The organism is Rhizobium sp. NFR12 (genome assembly GCF_900108545.1).
Classification (GTDB): Bacteria; Pseudomonadota; Alphaproteobacteria; order Rhizobiales; family Rhizobiaceae; genus Neorhizobium; species Neorhizobium soli.
On record NZ_FNWM01000001.1, the window covers coordinates 1,069,813 to 1,083,448 of the forward strand.

The 13,636-nt window shown below is 61.6% G+C and carries 15 protein-coding genes; 6 read left to right on the forward strand and 9 right to left on the reverse strand.

What is annotated here, in order from left to right:
- Positions 1 to 236 precede the first annotated feature (236 nt).
- The 3 genes from petA to BLW69_RS05165 are packed head-to-tail and all read left to right on the forward strand — an operon-like array spanning position 237 to position 3,052.
- Complete coding sequence (petA, locus tag BLW69_RS05155; RefSeq protein WP_062582935.1) at positions 237 to 827, forward strand: ubiquinol-cytochrome c reductase iron-sulfur subunit; 591 nt, start codon at positions 237 to 239, stop codon at positions 825 to 827.
- A 13-nt stretch (positions 828 to 840) separates the two neighbouring features.
- Complete coding sequence (locus BLW69_RS05160; protein WP_062455743.1) at positions 841 to 2,130, forward strand: cytochrome b; 1,290 nt, start codon at positions 841 to 843, stop codon at positions 2,128 to 2,130.
- Positions 2,131 to 2,152: 22 nt separating this feature from the next.
- Complete coding sequence (locus BLW69_RS05165; protein ID WP_092660357.1) at positions 2,153 to 3,052, forward strand: cytochrome c1; 900 nt, start codon at positions 2,153 to 2,155, stop codon at positions 3,050 to 3,052.
- Between the two features lie 99 nt (positions 3,053 to 3,151).
- On the opposite strand, the gene BLW69_RS05170 is transcribed toward BLW69_RS05165, so the two are convergent.
- From BLW69_RS05170 to BLW69_RS05185, 4 genes are all read right to left on the reverse strand, one after another.
- Entirely contained in the window at positions 3,152 to 4,132 is a 981-nt protein-coding gene (locus BLW69_RS05170) for a Csu type fimbrial protein (protein WP_092660359.1), read from the reverse strand.
- The gene (locus BLW69_RS05175) at positions 4,113 to 6,566 is read right to left on the reverse strand and encodes a fimbria/pilus outer membrane usher protein (RefSeq protein WP_092660361.1); all 2,454 of its coding nucleotides are present in this window, start codon (positions 6,564 to 6,566) and stop codon (positions 4,113 to 4,115) included. Before BLW69_RS05175 ends, BLW69_RS05170 begins: the two co-directional genes overlap by 20 nt.
- A gap of 12 nt (positions 6,567 to 6,578) precedes the next feature.
- Positions 6,579 to 7,007, reverse strand: a complete 429-nt coding sequence (locus BLW69_RS05180) for a fimbrial biogenesis chaperone (protein WP_062455754.1) — start codon at positions 7,005 to 7,007, stop codon at positions 6,579 to 6,581.
- Between the two features lie 65 nt (positions 7,008 to 7,072).
- Positions 7,073 to 7,570: a Csu type fimbrial protein gene (locus tag BLW69_RS05185; protein WP_092660363.1), complete on the reverse strand. Its 498-nt coding sequence runs from the start codon at positions 7,568 to 7,570 to the stop codon at positions 7,073 to 7,075.
- Between the two features lie 437 nt (positions 7,571 to 8,007).
- Between BLW69_RS05185 and BLW69_RS05190 the strand changes: the two genes are divergently transcribed.
- Both BLW69_RS05190 and BLW69_RS05195 read left to right on the forward strand, forming a co-directional pair.
- On the forward strand, positions 8,008 to 8,550 hold the full coding sequence (locus BLW69_RS05190) for an adenine phosphoribosyltransferase (protein ID WP_092660366.1): 543 nt from the start codon (positions 8,008 to 8,010) through the stop codon (positions 8,548 to 8,550).
- Between the two features lie 101 nt (positions 8,551 to 8,651).
- Positions 8,652 to 9,266: a LysE family translocator gene (locus BLW69_RS05195; RefSeq protein ID WP_092660368.1), complete on the forward strand. Its 615-nt coding sequence runs from the start codon at positions 8,652 to 8,654 to the stop codon at positions 9,264 to 9,266.
- A gap of 7 nt (positions 9,267 to 9,273) precedes the next feature.
- On the opposite strand, the gene BLW69_RS05200 is transcribed toward BLW69_RS05195, so the two are convergent.
- Genes BLW69_RS05200 through ychF form a run of 3 tightly spaced genes read right to left on the reverse strand, consistent with a single transcriptional unit; the run spans position 9,274 to position 11,339 of the window.
- On the reverse strand, positions 9,274 to 9,741 hold the full coding sequence (locus BLW69_RS05200; RefSeq protein WP_092660370.1) for a MaoC family dehydratase: 468 nt from the start codon (positions 9,739 to 9,741) through the stop codon (positions 9,274 to 9,276).
- Positions 9,738 to 10,208: a MaoC family dehydratase gene (locus BLW69_RS05205; RefSeq protein ID WP_092660372.1), complete on the reverse strand. Its 471-nt coding sequence runs from the start codon at positions 10,206 to 10,208 to the stop codon at positions 9,738 to 9,740. Before BLW69_RS05205 ends, BLW69_RS05200 begins: the two co-directional genes overlap by 4 nt.
- Before the next feature lie 27 nt (positions 10,209 to 10,235).
- Complete coding sequence (ychF, locus tag BLW69_RS05210) at positions 10,236 to 11,339, reverse strand: redox-regulated ATPase YchF (RefSeq protein ID WP_092660374.1); 1,104 nt, start codon at positions 11,337 to 11,339, stop codon at positions 10,236 to 10,238.
- A 283-nt stretch (positions 11,340 to 11,622) separates the two neighbouring features.
- Here ychF and clpS point away from each other — a divergent pair, with 283 nt between their 5' ends.
- Complete coding sequence (gene clpS / locus BLW69_RS05215; protein WP_062455774.1) at positions 11,623 to 11,931, forward strand: ATP-dependent Clp protease adapter ClpS; 309 nt, start codon at positions 11,623 to 11,625, stop codon at positions 11,929 to 11,931.
- A 12-nt stretch (positions 11,932 to 11,943) separates the two neighbouring features.
- On the opposite strand, the gene prmB is transcribed toward clpS, so the two are convergent.
- Positions 11,944 to 12,873 carry a 50S ribosomal protein L3 N(5)-glutamine methyltransferase gene (gene prmB / locus BLW69_RS05220; RefSeq protein ID WP_092660376.1) on the reverse strand — a complete coding sequence of 310 codons (930 nt, stop codon included), beginning with the start codon at positions 12,871 to 12,873 and terminating at the stop codon, positions 11,944 to 11,946.
- Between the two features lies 1 nt (position 12,874).
- Positions 12,875 to 13,603: an aminoacyl-tRNA hydrolase gene (gene pth / locus BLW69_RS05225; RefSeq protein WP_062455780.1), complete on the reverse strand. Its 729-nt coding sequence runs from the start codon at positions 13,601 to 13,603 to the stop codon at positions 12,875 to 12,877.
- Positions 13,604 to 13,636: the final 33 nt, after the last annotated feature.

The following is a 13,636-nucleotide window of genomic DNA, read 5'->3' on the forward strand; positions in this document are numbered from 1 at the left end:
CGCGCGTCCCGGGGTGGGGCAGTTCGAACCAATGCGGCGCATATCCGGCAATACAGGGGGACGGTCCGCATCCTGGCCAGAATGTGGCGGGCAGGCACTTGCCAAGTTGGGACTTTATCTGCGATCAAGCACATGAGGCGCTATTTGCTGGGATTCCCAAGGCATGAGTGTGTCGGGGGAGCCGCGCGGAGGAGCGATGCGGATTTATCCGCTGGAGCGTGAGAGGATGACTGACCGTGAGCGAGCACGATACGCATAGTGCACGCGTGGAGCCCCATTCGGGTGAACCCACGCGGCGCGATTTCCTATATTTGACTACCGGCATGGCCGGCGCCGTGGGCGTCGCGGCTGTTGCCTGGCCGTTCATCGACCAGATGCGGCCTGATGCATCGACGCTTGCGCTCGCATCGATCGAAGTGAATGTCGCAGCTCTTGAGCCGGGTATGTCGCTCACCGTCAAATGGCGGGGCAAGCCCGTGTTCATCCGCAACCGGACGCCTAAGGAACTCGAGGAGGCCAACAAGGTTGAGCTTGCCGCGCTCAAGGATCCGGTGGCACGCAATGCCAACCTGCCGGCCGATGCGGAAGCATCGGGCGTCGATCGTTCTGCCGGCGCCGGCAAGGAAAACTGGATCGTGATGATCGGCTCCTGCACCCATCTGGGTTGCGTGCCGCTTGGCCAGTCCGGGGACTTCGGCGGGTGGTTCTGTCCGTGTCATGGGTCGCACTACGATACGGCAGGCCGTATCCGTAAGGGACCTGCTCCGCAAAACCTGGCCATCCCGACGTTCGCATTTGCGTCGGATACCGTGATCCGGATCGGGTGAGGGGAGCATTCTCATGAGCGATCATTCGTCCTACCAGCCATCCACCGGCATTGAAAAATGGGTCGACCAGCGGCTGCCGCTGCCGCGTCTGATCCACGACAGTTTCATCTCGTTTCCGGTGCCGAGAAACCTCAACTACGCCTATACGTTCGGCGCCATGCTTGCGGTCATGCTGATCGTACAGATCCTGACCGGCGTCGTGCTGGCCATGCATTACACCGCATCGACGGTCGACGCGTTCGACTCGGTCGAGAAGATCATGCGCGACGTCAACCATGGTTGGCTGCTGCGCTACATGCACGCCAACGGCGCGTCGTTCTTCTTTATCGCCGTCTACCTGCATATCGGACGCGGTCTCTACTACGGTTCCTACAAGGCGCCGCGCGAAATCCTTTGGATCCTCGGCGTCGTCATCTATCTCCTGATGATGGCGACCGGCTTCATGGGCTACGTTCTGCCCTGGGGACAGATGTCGTTCTGGGGTGCCACCGTCATCACCGGCTTCTTCTCGGCCTTCCCGCTGGTGGGTGAATGGATACAGCAGTTCCTGCTCGGCGGCTTTGCCGTCGACCAGCCGACGCTCAACCGCTTCTTCTCGCTGCATTACCTGCTGCCGTTCATGATAACGGGCGTCGTCATCCTGCACATCTGGGCACTGCATGTGACCGGCCAGACCAACCCGACCGGAGTCGAGATCAAGACGAAGACGGATACGGTGCCGTTCACGCCTTATGCGACGCTCAAGGATGCGCTCGGCGTTTCGGTGTTCCTGATCGTCTATGCCTGGTTCATCTTCTACATGCCGAACTATCTCGGCCATCCTGATAACTACATCCCGGCCGATGCATTGAAGACCCCGGCACATATCGTGCCCGAATGGTACTACCTGCCATTCTACGCGATGCTGCGCGCGATCACCTTCAACTTCCTGTTTATCGACTCGAAGCTCGGCGGCGTGCTGGTGATGTTCGGTGCGATCATCATCCTGTTCTTCGTGCCATGGCTCGATACGTCGAAGGTGCGCTCGGCCGTGTACCGGCCCTGGTACAAGACGTTCTACTGGATCTTCGTCGTCAACGCGATCCTGCTCGGCTGGCTCGGATCACAGCCGGCGGAAGGCATTTTCGTCGTGCTGTCGCAGATCGGGACGGCCTACTATTTCGGCTTCTTCCTCGTGATCATGCCGCTGCTCGGCCTGTTCGAGACACCACGCCGCATTCCGAATTCGATCACGGAAGCGGTGCTGGAGAAACAGGGCAGAACAGCCAATGCCGGCGTCGCGGCCGCTCAGGCAAATGCCTGAGCGCAGGCGGGAGGAGACATACATGAAGAAGATCACACTCGGCCTCGCTTCGCTCACACTGGCACTTGGCCTCACCATGGGATCGTTGAGCGCGCAGGAAAAGCATGACGTCGGCGCCGGCACAGCCGGTGGCGGCGGCGGTGACCATGCGGAAGGCGGCACGCCGCATTATCCGCTGCGTCATCCGGAACCTGTGGACTGGACCTTTGCCGGTCCCTTCGGCCACTACGACAAGGGCCAGCTGCAGCGCGGCCTCAAGGTCTATACGGAAGTCTGTTCCGCCTGCCATTCGATGCGGCTCGTGTCGTTCCGCACGCTTGAGGATCTCGGCTATTCGGACGGTCAGGTGAAGGCGCTTGCGGCCAATTACGAGGTGCAGGACGGTCCGAACGACGACGGCGAGATGTTTACCCGCAAGGCCGTACCATCGGACCACTTCCCGTCGCCCTATCCGAACGCCCAGGCAGCGGCGGCGGCCAATAACGGTGCTGCACCGCCGGATATGTCGTTGCTTGCCAAGGCGCGCGGCATCACCCGCGGCTTCCCGCAGTTCGTGTTCGACATCGGGACGCAGTATCAGGAAGGCGGGCCGGACTATATCCATGCGCTGCTGACCGGGTATCAGGATCCGCCTGCGGGCACGGAAGTGGCGCCGGGCACGCATTATAATCCGTACTTCGCCAATGCCGCAGCGCTTGCCATGGCGCCGCCGCTCAGCAACGATCAGGTGAGCTACGAAGACGGCACGCCGCAGACGGTGGACCAGTATTCCAAGGACGTGGCAGCCTTCCTGATGTGGACGGCAGAGCCGCATCTGGAAGAGCGCAAGCGCACCGGTTTCATGGTGATGATCTTCCTCGTCATCTTCACCGGGCTGATTTATCTGACCAAGAAATCGGTCTATGCCCGCAAGCCGCATTGATCTTGAAAGTCTTCATGGAAAAGGCGGCTTCGGCCGCCTTTTTTGTTGTCTTGCGACTGGCCGCTCAGAGGTCCGGGCAGCCCCGTCCTTCGGCAGAGGTCAGAAATAGGTGACGGTGACGATGACCGTGTCTGTGTAGTTGCCGACGGCAGCCGGTTGCGGAGCAACGCGGCCAAAGACAGGTATCGACTGCACCGCGCCGGCCCCCGTGCCGGAGACCAGTGCGCTGCCTGTCGCACCCCAGGGTCGAGAATGGGCCTGATCGGCGTAAAGGCCGTAAGCGATCGTGTTGGTACCGGAGCGCATCAGCCGTTGTTCCGGGTTGGTGGCCGCAGCCAGGCCGCCATCCATGGCGATGCTATAGGTCGAGTTCGGCGTGCAGGTGACGTCGACCCCGCCGCTTGCGGTCACTTCGGAATCGATCAGGCCGTGAAGACCGAAATCAAGGTTTGAAACGGCGATCAGGCAGTTTGCCGCAACTGTTGCCTGGACGGTAAAGCTTGCCTGCGCCAGTGTCGCCGAGGTCGGTGCAGTGCAGTCGAGGGTACTTCCCTCTTCATAGTAGAACCGTACTTCGCCGGTGGTGAAGGAGGAGAGGTAGGTGCCGGTGCCAGCGCTCGTCTGGCCTGCAGACAGCGCGCCGTATAGCGTCACAACGCCATTGGCCTCGCCATCAGATGCGGCGATGCGGATCGTCCGTGGCTGGCCGAGTGTCGTATCGTCATACGAACCCCAACGGGTCGCGCGGCCGGCGTCGGCGTAGAGCTGGTAGCCGAGTTCGTTCGCGCCCGACCGCATGGTGCGGGTCCCGCCGGATGTGCCACCGCTACCGCTGCCGAGATTGCCGCAGAGCGTGACCGCCGTTGCGTTGGCGCTGACGCCGCTGCAACTGATCGAAACCTGCGCCGTCGCATCGGCGGATGCGCCCGAGAGCGTATCGACATTGCCGAAATTGGCGGAGTCGATGTCGACCGTGCAGCTTGCGGCCGCGGCGTCGGCGGCGCCGGCTCCATAGAGGAGCAGGCCGATCCCGGCCTGGAGAAGAAGCGTTCTGAGGCGCTTAAGGCTGGCATATCGCATCGGTAATACTCACCTGTTTGCCCCGCTGGGGCTTGTATTGGAAGGTTGCCACGCAGGTGGTCTCATCCGGCAGCGTCAGGGTGAGGCGGTTGCTGGCTTTCAGATTTTCCACGAGCGTCTGGCCGTCATAGCCGACGACGAAAGGTTCCGATCCGGTCTTCGTCGTGCCGCTGGCGCCGACTGCGATGGGTTTTCCGTCCGGTCCGGAGAAGGTCACCAGTGCGGCGTTCGCATCGACGTCGACCTCGAAGTTGACGACGATCCCCGATCGGTCGGCCGGCACCACGACGGTGCGGGTGGTGTTGACGACGGCGTCGAGCGGCAGATCCTCGGGGTCGATCGCAATGTGGTTTTCCTGATAGGAGCGCAGGTTCGGAAGGAGCAGCTTGCCGCCGCTGTTTGTGCGGCCGGCTGGTCTGTTCTCATGCTGGACCTCGACGCCGGGCGCGCCTGCATCGACGATGGCGAACGCGTCGTTGATGCGGTTGGACGCGAAGACGCCGCCTCCGGCCGCGACCAGAGCTCCATCAACGGTCACACTGGCCCTTGTCTTGCTGCCGCGTTGGTCGACGCGCGCCGCCACTTTTGCCGCCGAAGCGCGGTAGCTGACGGCTGCCGAGTTGATCGCGTTTTCCGACTGCGTCCGGCCAACGCTCCAGCCGTAGTCGCCGATCTGCTGACCCAGCGTGCGGCTGACCGTCTGCGTCACGCTGGTTTCGTCTGACTGCGATGCTACCGATGTGGTGGCCGAGATCCGCTTGCCGATCGGGACGAAGAGGCTCGCATAGATTCCGACAGTGCCGTCGGTCAGGCTCTTGATCGCGGACACGGAAAACGTGCTGTCGGTGAACACCGGGCGGCTGTAGGAAAGGCCGAGGATACGCTGCCGGTCACCTTCTGCGGTCTCGGCATTGGTAAAGCTGAAGTTCAGGTTCGATCGGTCGAACGGCATTGGGACCGAGACGGATACCTGATCGAGCGCCTTGGGCGGCGCCGCTGATCCCAGCAAGATCCCGTCGGTTGAGCTGCGCTTGTCGGCTGTGACCGAGGCAATGTCCTGAAAACTGCCGAAGCTGCGCTGCATGCGGGCTCTGAGGTGAAAGCCTCGCATCTGTCTCTCCCAGGTCATGCCAACCTGCTCGCCTATTCCACCGTCGTGATAGCTGCCAGCGCCAGAGAGCGAGATGACGCCACTCCAAGGCGCGGCGAACACGGCGCCGACGCCGCCATGGACGAGATCCGCGCCGCCCTCGGCATGGCCTTCCATCGTCAGCCAGTTGGTCGCGCCGGTGCGCAGGGTCAGCGATCCGTAAGGGCGGGAATCGTAGTCGTTCGAGTCGATCCCGTAGCCGTGTCGCGCAAAGCCCAGCTCGGCGGAGAAATCGTAAAGCCCGCGGGCGAGCATCTGACTGGACGCGATGAAGCTGCTTTCGGTCGACACCTGCTGCCCTTGAGCGTCGGTGACGACAACCCGGGCATTGCCGCTTCCGTCGACGAAGGGCAGGTTGGTGATGTCGAACGGACCTGCGCCGACCGAACTGGAAAAGCGCTTGGCATCATTGAGATAGACATCGACGGTGGAAGGCACGGCAGCACTGGCCGACAGTTCCGGCACGGGAAAGGTGACCAGGTCGGATCGCAGCGAGAAGCTGCGTTGCACCTGCAGGCCTCCAAGACGGGTCGGGCGCGTCCAGTTCAGGCCGCCGGTGATGACGTCACCGGCGCTGTAGGTGATCATCGAGTCCTGATCCGAATAGCGCCAGGTCGTGTCCAGGCGCGTCGAGCCGTAGTATGTATCGTCCGAGGTGCTGGCGATAAATGTATTGCTGAGGACGCCCAGCGGGCTGAAATACAGGGCTTCGAAAGCGCCGCTCACACCGGTGAAGCCGAACCGCGAATCCTTTTCGGAATTGTCGGAAGACGCGACGATATTGTAGTTGAGGAGTGCACCGGACGAGGATTGCGCCTTCAGTCTCGGTCTCTTCGGCGCACCGCCGCGCCGCGCCTTGGCGTCGATGATTTTTGGCGCGCGTTCGCCGTTCGATGCGGTAAAATCGATCGTTTGCTGCAGATCGTCGTAGACGAAGGTGACTGATGGTAGCTGATCGATCGTCACGCGGCCATCGGCGCCGATTGCCGTCTTGGCGGGCTTGATGCCGATATTGCGCAGCTGCTCGATATCGATCGAGAGGGATCCGTCCGGTGCCTGCCGGAAGGCGGCAACGAGATTGGTCTTTACGCCGTTGATCGATACGTACAGATAGAGGTCGCTCGGCCCGCCCGTATCGGTGGCCGCAGGGACGTCAAAAGGATCGGCGTCGGCCGCCAGATCGGCATCCGGAGACGTATCCCCGGATGCCGCATGACCTGCGGTCGGCAGGACGAGGACGGCGAGGCACAAGCGCGCCAGGAGCAGGGCTGTCTGACGCGCCATGCGACCGACCCCCTAGTCGGTAAACCGAACGGGGATCGAATGCCGGATCATGACGCTGACCTGACCGGGGGTCTTTCGCCCGGCCTCGGGCAGCTGATCGATCAGAAGCCGGTAGGACTCTGTTCCGACAATCGGCTTCTTGCTGACACGGACAACTCTGATCGAGTTCTCAGTACCAGGCTTCAGCGTGGTGACCGGGGGGCTGGCAACCACGTCCGTGGTGGGATCCAGGCGATCCTTGCCATTGACCTTCGTCCAGCGAAAAACCCGCACCTGCACCTTGACCGGCCGCAACCCGTCTTCCCACACCCGAACCGTTCCCGTGGGGGAAGAGGCTTTCAGATCCAAAGTGATCGGAGAAACCCTCAAAGCAGCTGCTCCGGCACCGCCGGCTATCAGGCATGCGAATAGGCTCGCTGCCATGAAGCGCATGGAGATCATCTTGTCATCCTTATTTTCAGGTTAGCGACACGCCGCGCCGCCGGAGCTTGCCGCAAGCTTCGTGCTTAGTAGTTGATCGTTGCGATCAAGACGTCGGCGTAGGTATCAGCCTGGACGCTCTGGTTCGCTGCAAGCACTGCCGTGAACGGAATGACGTCTGCTGCGCCAGTCGCGGTGCCGTCAAGCGTGTTCGTACCGAGGGTGGCGCCCCAGATCGGACCGGTCGCCAAGCCCTGGTGAACCGTATAGGTCGCCAGACCACCGTTGGCTACGCCTGTCATAAAGCGGGTTTCAACGGTTGCCAGGGCGCCATTGCCGACACCAAGCTGTATCTGATAGGGCGCATTCGCCGTGCATTGCACGGTCATGTTTCCGGGGACCTCTACGGCTACATCGATCAGGGCCTGATTGCCGAAGGCTACCGGATCAGTGGCAAGCGTGCATTCGGCAGCCACGGTCATGGAGACATCCATGTTGGCATCCAGTGTCTGGGCAAATGCGGCGCTGGACGTCAGGGAAAGGGCTGTAGCGGCGAAAATCGTCGCGAGTATTGTCTTCGTCATGAAGGACCTCAATGGGCGCGATCATTCGCGCTTTGATAGAAATTGGCAATGTTGCCAACCCTAGACTGCGGTCCAATTTGTTAACGAAACATTAATGCCGTTTCTTTCGCAAGTAACTAATTTACTCCAAATCAAATAAAGTGATGATGAATCGGAAAATCGCTCTTCCGCATTCAAACGAGCCAGCGCGTTATGCGAGGGCCAGGCGACAGTTTACTTATTCGTGATTTCTAATGGATGGCGGAATGTCGAGAGTGCAGGTATCGATTGCGGTGAATACTCAGATCGGTTTTGGTTGAAGAGACGGCGGACGAGAATGCGTCGCTGGGGGGCACTGTTGGGTCGGCGGGTAGTGCGCGGTTTGATCTGGACAATGTCGACCGCAGCTGCCTATTGCTTTCCTTTAGCAACGAACAACAAACAAGGCTCCCGCCCCAATGTCCTCCCGTGACGACACACTCGCCGCCTCCATCCGTGCCATCCGTGATTACCCGAAACCAGGTATCATCTTTCGCGACATCACGACGCTGCTTGGCGATGCCAAGGCGTTCCGTCAGGCGGTGGACGATCTGGTGAAACCTTATGCCGACATGTCCATCGCCCAAGTGGCCGGTATCGAGGCGCGTGGCTTTATTCTCGGTGGTGCACTGGCGCACCAGCTCTCGGCAGGGTTCGTGCCGATCCGCAAGAAGGGCAAGCTGCCGCACGAGACCGTGCGCGTGGCCTACAGCCTCGAATACGGCGTCGACGAGATGGAAATGCATGTCGATGCGGTCAAGCCCGGCGAGAAAGTCATCCTGACCGACGACCTGATCGCGACCGGCGGCACGGCCGAAGGTGCGGTGAAGCTGCTGCGCCAGATGGGTGCGGAGATCGTATCCGCCTGTTTCGTCATCGACCTGCCGGAACTCGGCGGCCGCAAAAAGCTGGAAGCCCTCGGCGTCGAAGTGCGCACGCTGATCGAATTCGAAGTGCACTAACGAAAATCCGCAAATGCCGCCGGTTTTGAGGATTGCGACCGGCGGCGGAGGCGATATCCTTCACCCGTTCCGGACTTGACCGGAGCCTCGGGGAGACGGCCATGGATATCGCAAGCCTGACTGCCTTTGCCGCCGCGTTTCTGGTTTTCGCGGCAAGTCCCGGACCCGACAATGTGACGATCATGGCCCGTACGGTGTCGCACGGTGCGGCCGCCGGTATCGCCTACGGAGCCGGAACGGTCACCGGCATCCTGATCTTTCTGTTCCTCGCCGTGTTCGGCCTGTCGCTGGTGGCGGAGGAGCTGGGCATGGCAATGACGGTGCTGCGCTATGCCGGGGCTGCCTATCTGGTCTGGATGGGCGTGCGGTTGTGGTTTGCCGAGCCGGTTCCGGCCGATCATGCCGTGGTAACGGGCCGGTCGGGGCTGGTGGCGACATTTGCGACCGGTGTCCTTCTCAATCTCGGCAATCCGAAAATGCCGCTCTTTTACATAGCGCTCCTGCCCAACGTCGTTGGACCCAATCTCACGATCGAGCAGGCCGGCGTTTTGGCGCTTGTCATCGTCGCCGTCGAGGTTCTGGTGATCGGCGGCCACGTGGTTCTGGCAGGCCGTGCACGAATGGCACTCAAGCGCCCAGCGGTTCTGCGGCGCGTCAACCGGGGCTGCGGAGCGGTGATGGTGGGGGCGGGCGTTGCTGCTATCGCCGTGCGATAGCGGGCGTTCAGGTGAATTCGAGAACGGTGCCTTCGTAGCGAAGCACCGTTTCACCGTGCTGGTTCACGCCGTCATTTGCCGTCAGGTTGATGAACGTGCCGGGGCGGCTTGTGAGCGGGCGCGATTCGATCAGGGTCACGGAATAGGTGATGCTGTCGCCGGCATAGACGGGTTTCAGCCATTGTAGCGACTTGAAGCCGGCGGAAGGGCCGAGTTTCGGGGCGGCGAGGCCGGCGGCTTCGAGGCGTGCGACTTCCGCTGTCCAATAGACCATGAACGTCTTCATCCAACCGGCGCAGGTGTGCCAGCCGGAGGCGCAGAGCCCGCCGAAGACGTAGTGTTTTGCGGCTTCCGCATCCACATGGAAGGGTTGCGGATCGAATTTCCGGGCGAACCGGATGATGTCATCAGCGGTGAAGAGCAGCGTGCCGGTTTCGATCCGCGTGCCGGGGGGTGAGAGTTCGATCAGCCTCATGACGTGGCCTCGACCGGATGGCGAAGCCGGATCATGATCGGGTTTTCACCGCGCATGACGATCTGGCCGCGCTGGTTGGTGACTTCGTGCAGGAAGTTGACGAGGCCGATGGTCGGGCGGGAGCGGAGCAGGCGGGTCGAGGCCACGGTGGAGCGGCCCGACAGCGTGTCGCCGGCGAGGACCGGCTTTTTCCATTCCATCAGCTCTATGCCGGGCGAGCCTTCGGACGCGGCGCGCGACAGCCAGCCGTCATACATCATCCGCATGAACATCGACGATGTATGCCAGCCGGACGCCGAGAGACCGCCGAGAATGCTGGCGCGGCCGGCAGCTTCATCGAGATGCATCGGCTGAGGGTCGAATTCGGTGGCGAACTCGACGATTTCCTCGGCCGTCACAAGCTTATTCGCGAGCGGGAAGGTGCGATCCGGGGTGAAGTCCTCGAAGTGATATTCGATTTCCGTCATCGCGTTCGCGCCTCCGCGGTGTCCCGATCAGGTGTTGAAGCGGAAGTGGATCACATCGCCGTCGTTCACGACATATTCCTTGCCTTCGTCGCGGCCCTTGCCGGCTTCCTTGGCGCCGACTTCGCCCTTGAAGGCGACGTAGTCGTCAAAGCCGATGGTGAAGGCGCGGATGAAGCCGCGTTCGAAATCCGTGTGGATGACGCCGGCAGCGGCCGGGGCCTTGGTGCCGCGGACGATCGTCCAGGCGCGGGTTTCCTTGGGGCCGACCGTGAAATAGGTGATCAGGTGAAGGAGGTTGTAACCGGCGCGGATGAGGCGATCGAGACCTGCTTCTTCAAGGCCGAGCGCCGAGAGGAATTCCTTGGCTTCGTCTTCCGGCAGCTGCGCGACTTCGGATTCGATGGCGGCCGAGATGATGACGCATTCGGCACCCTGTTCCTTGGCCATCTCTGCCACGGCCTTGGTGTGCTCGTTGCCATCGACGGCATCGCTTTCGGCGACGTTGCAGACGTAGAGGACGGGATGCGAGGTCAGGAGGTTTAGAGCCTTCAAAATCTCGATGTCGTCGGCTGCCAGCGTCTTCAGAAGAATGCGGGCAGGCTTTCCGTCGTTGAGAAGCTTGATGACGGCTTCCATGACCGGCAGCTGGGCGACGGATTCCTTGTCGTTGGTCTTGGCGCGCTTGCGGGTCTGTTCGACGCGGCGCTCCAGGCTTTCGAGGTCGGCGAGCATGAGCTCGGTCTCGATCGTCTCGGCATCGCCGACCGGATTGATACGGCCTTCGACATGGGTAATGTCGTCGTCTTCGAAGCAGCGCAGCACGTGCACGACAGCATCGACTTCGCGGATATTGGCGAGGAACTTGTTGCCGAGGCCTTCACCCTTCGAGGCGCCGCGCACGAGGCCGGCGATATCGACGAAGGAGATACGGGTCGGAATGATTTCCTTGGAGCCGGCGATGGTGGCCAGCTGCTGCATGCGCGGATCCGGAACCGCGACCTCGCCGGTGTTCGGCTCGATCGTGCAGAACGGATAGTTGGCAGCCTGCGCCGCTGCAGTCTTGGTGAGAGCGTTAAAGAGCGTGGACTTGCCGACATTCGGCAGGCCGACGATACCGCATTTGAAACCCATGGGACGGACCCCGTCTGACTAGAATTGTTCGTTGCCGTGGCTATGGGGGAAACAGGCCGGGCGGTCAAGGGTTGGCGGCTTGGGGGAGGCGGCGGGACGCTGGTAACGACGCAAAACAGGAATCGGAAACGAGACGTCGGCTTGCGATGCAAACACAAGTCAGACCCACCGGTCCCAATCGGGCAAATCACCGCAGTTGCTTGAATTTCCGACCCGTCGGTGCGATATAGCCAGCATACAATCATTGCTGTTTGAGCATGGCGAACGTCATCAGGAGATGCGGATGGCCGGAGACACCACCCTCACGCCGAAGACGACGACAAAGCCCAAGCTGGAGCGGCCGAAGCTCTACAAGGTTATGCTCGTCAACGACGACTATACGCCGCGCGAATTCGTGACCATGGTTCTGAAAGCCGTGTTCCGGATGAGCGAGGATACGGGCCGGCGGGTGATGATGACCGCCCACCAGATGGGTGTGGCGGTCGTGGTTGTCTGCACCAAGGATATTGCCGAGACCAAGGCCACCGAGGCGATCGATCTCGCCAAGGAAGCCGGTTTTCCGCTGATGTTCACGACCGAGCCTGAAGAATAGCCGGTCGTCCGCTCACGCCGCGGTGACGCCGAGAGCTTCGGCGGAGATCCAGAACACCGCGTCCTGCGATTCCTCGGTTTCCAGCCAGACGAAGTCGAGACCCGGAAATTCCTCCTCGAGGATTTCACGGCCGGAGCCGATCTCGCAGATCATGCCGCCTTCGGGATTGAGGTGGTTTGCGGCGTCTGCCAGCAATGTCCGCACCAGATCGAGACCATCAACACCGCCATCGAACGCCATCGAAGGCTCGGCACGGAATTCCGCCGGGAAACCATCCATCGCGTCGTGATCGACATAGGGCGGGTTGGTGATGATCAGGTCGTATTTCCGGCCTGCGAGCGGCTGGAACAGATCGCCCTGATGCAGGCTCACCTGCTGTTCGACCTCGTGTTCCCGCAGGTTCAGCTTTGCCACTTCCAGCGCGTCGGCCGACAGATCGACCGCATCGACGGCGGCGTTGGGGAAGAATTTGGCGGCGAGCACCGCGAGGCAGCCGGAGCCCGTGCAGATGTCCACAGCAGTCTCGACCATCATCTGGTCGGGCAGGAAGGACGATCCGTTCGGACCGAGATATTCGCGAAACAGGATCTCGCCGATATGCGAGCGTGGCACGATGACCCGCTCGTCAACTAGAAACCGGACGCCCTGGATATAGGCGCGGCCGGTGAGATATGCGGAGGGTTTGCGGGTCGTGACGCGGGCCTCGATACGCTCTGCGAGAAGCCTGCGCTCGGCCGGCAGGAGGCGGGCGTCGAGGAAGGGATCGAGCGCGTCGATCGGCAGGTCGAGCGTATCGAGCAGCAGAAAGGCCGCGTCGTCGCCGGCAGTCGTGGTGCCGTGGCCAAAGGAAAGATTGGCGGCGTTGAAGCGCGAGATTGCATAGCGCCAGTAATCGCGCAGCGTGACGAGTTCGGTCGTGAGAGCGGTCATATCTGGTGTCATCTTACTTGTCCTTGTCGCCGAACAGTTTCTTCAGCATGTCGGCCATCGGGCCGGTGGCCGGGATGTTCGGTTTCATGCCGCCGCGCGCCTGGTGGATATGGCTCTTGCCCGCTGGTTTTGGCGCCTTCGGGGTGGGCTTCGGCTTTTCGTCCTCGTCCGGCTGGCTGCCGACGGCAAGGGCCAGCTTGTTCATCAGCTGCGAATCCTCGCCCTTCACCAGCATTTCGGCATTGTCGGCGAGCGCATCGAGAAGCTGCGGCAACCAGGCCTGATCCAGCTTGTCGAAATCGCCGAGCACGTGGTTGTTGACGAATTCCTTGGCGCCGGGATGGCCGATGCCGAGCCGCAGGCGGCGGTAATCCTTGCCACAATGAGCGTCGAGCGACTTGATGCCGTTGTGACCGCCATGTCCGCCAGCCGTCTTGATGCGCGCCTTGCCGGGCGCCAGATCGAGTTCATCATAGATCGCGATGATGTTTTCGGGGCCGAGCTTGTAGAAGCGCATGGCCTCGCCGACCGCTTCGCCCGACAGGTTCATGTAGGTCTGCGGCTTGATCAGCAGAACCTTGTCGCCGGCGAGCTCGCCTTCGGAAATGAGGGCCTTGAACTTCTTTGCCCATGGCGAAAAGCCCGGCCGCCGCTGGATGGCGTCGAGCGCCATGAAGCCGATATTGTGGCGATTGCCGGAGTACTTGCTGCCGGGATTGCCGAGACCCGCAATGATCAACATGAAGTGCGTCCGAATTTTCGTACAGGATGTGGT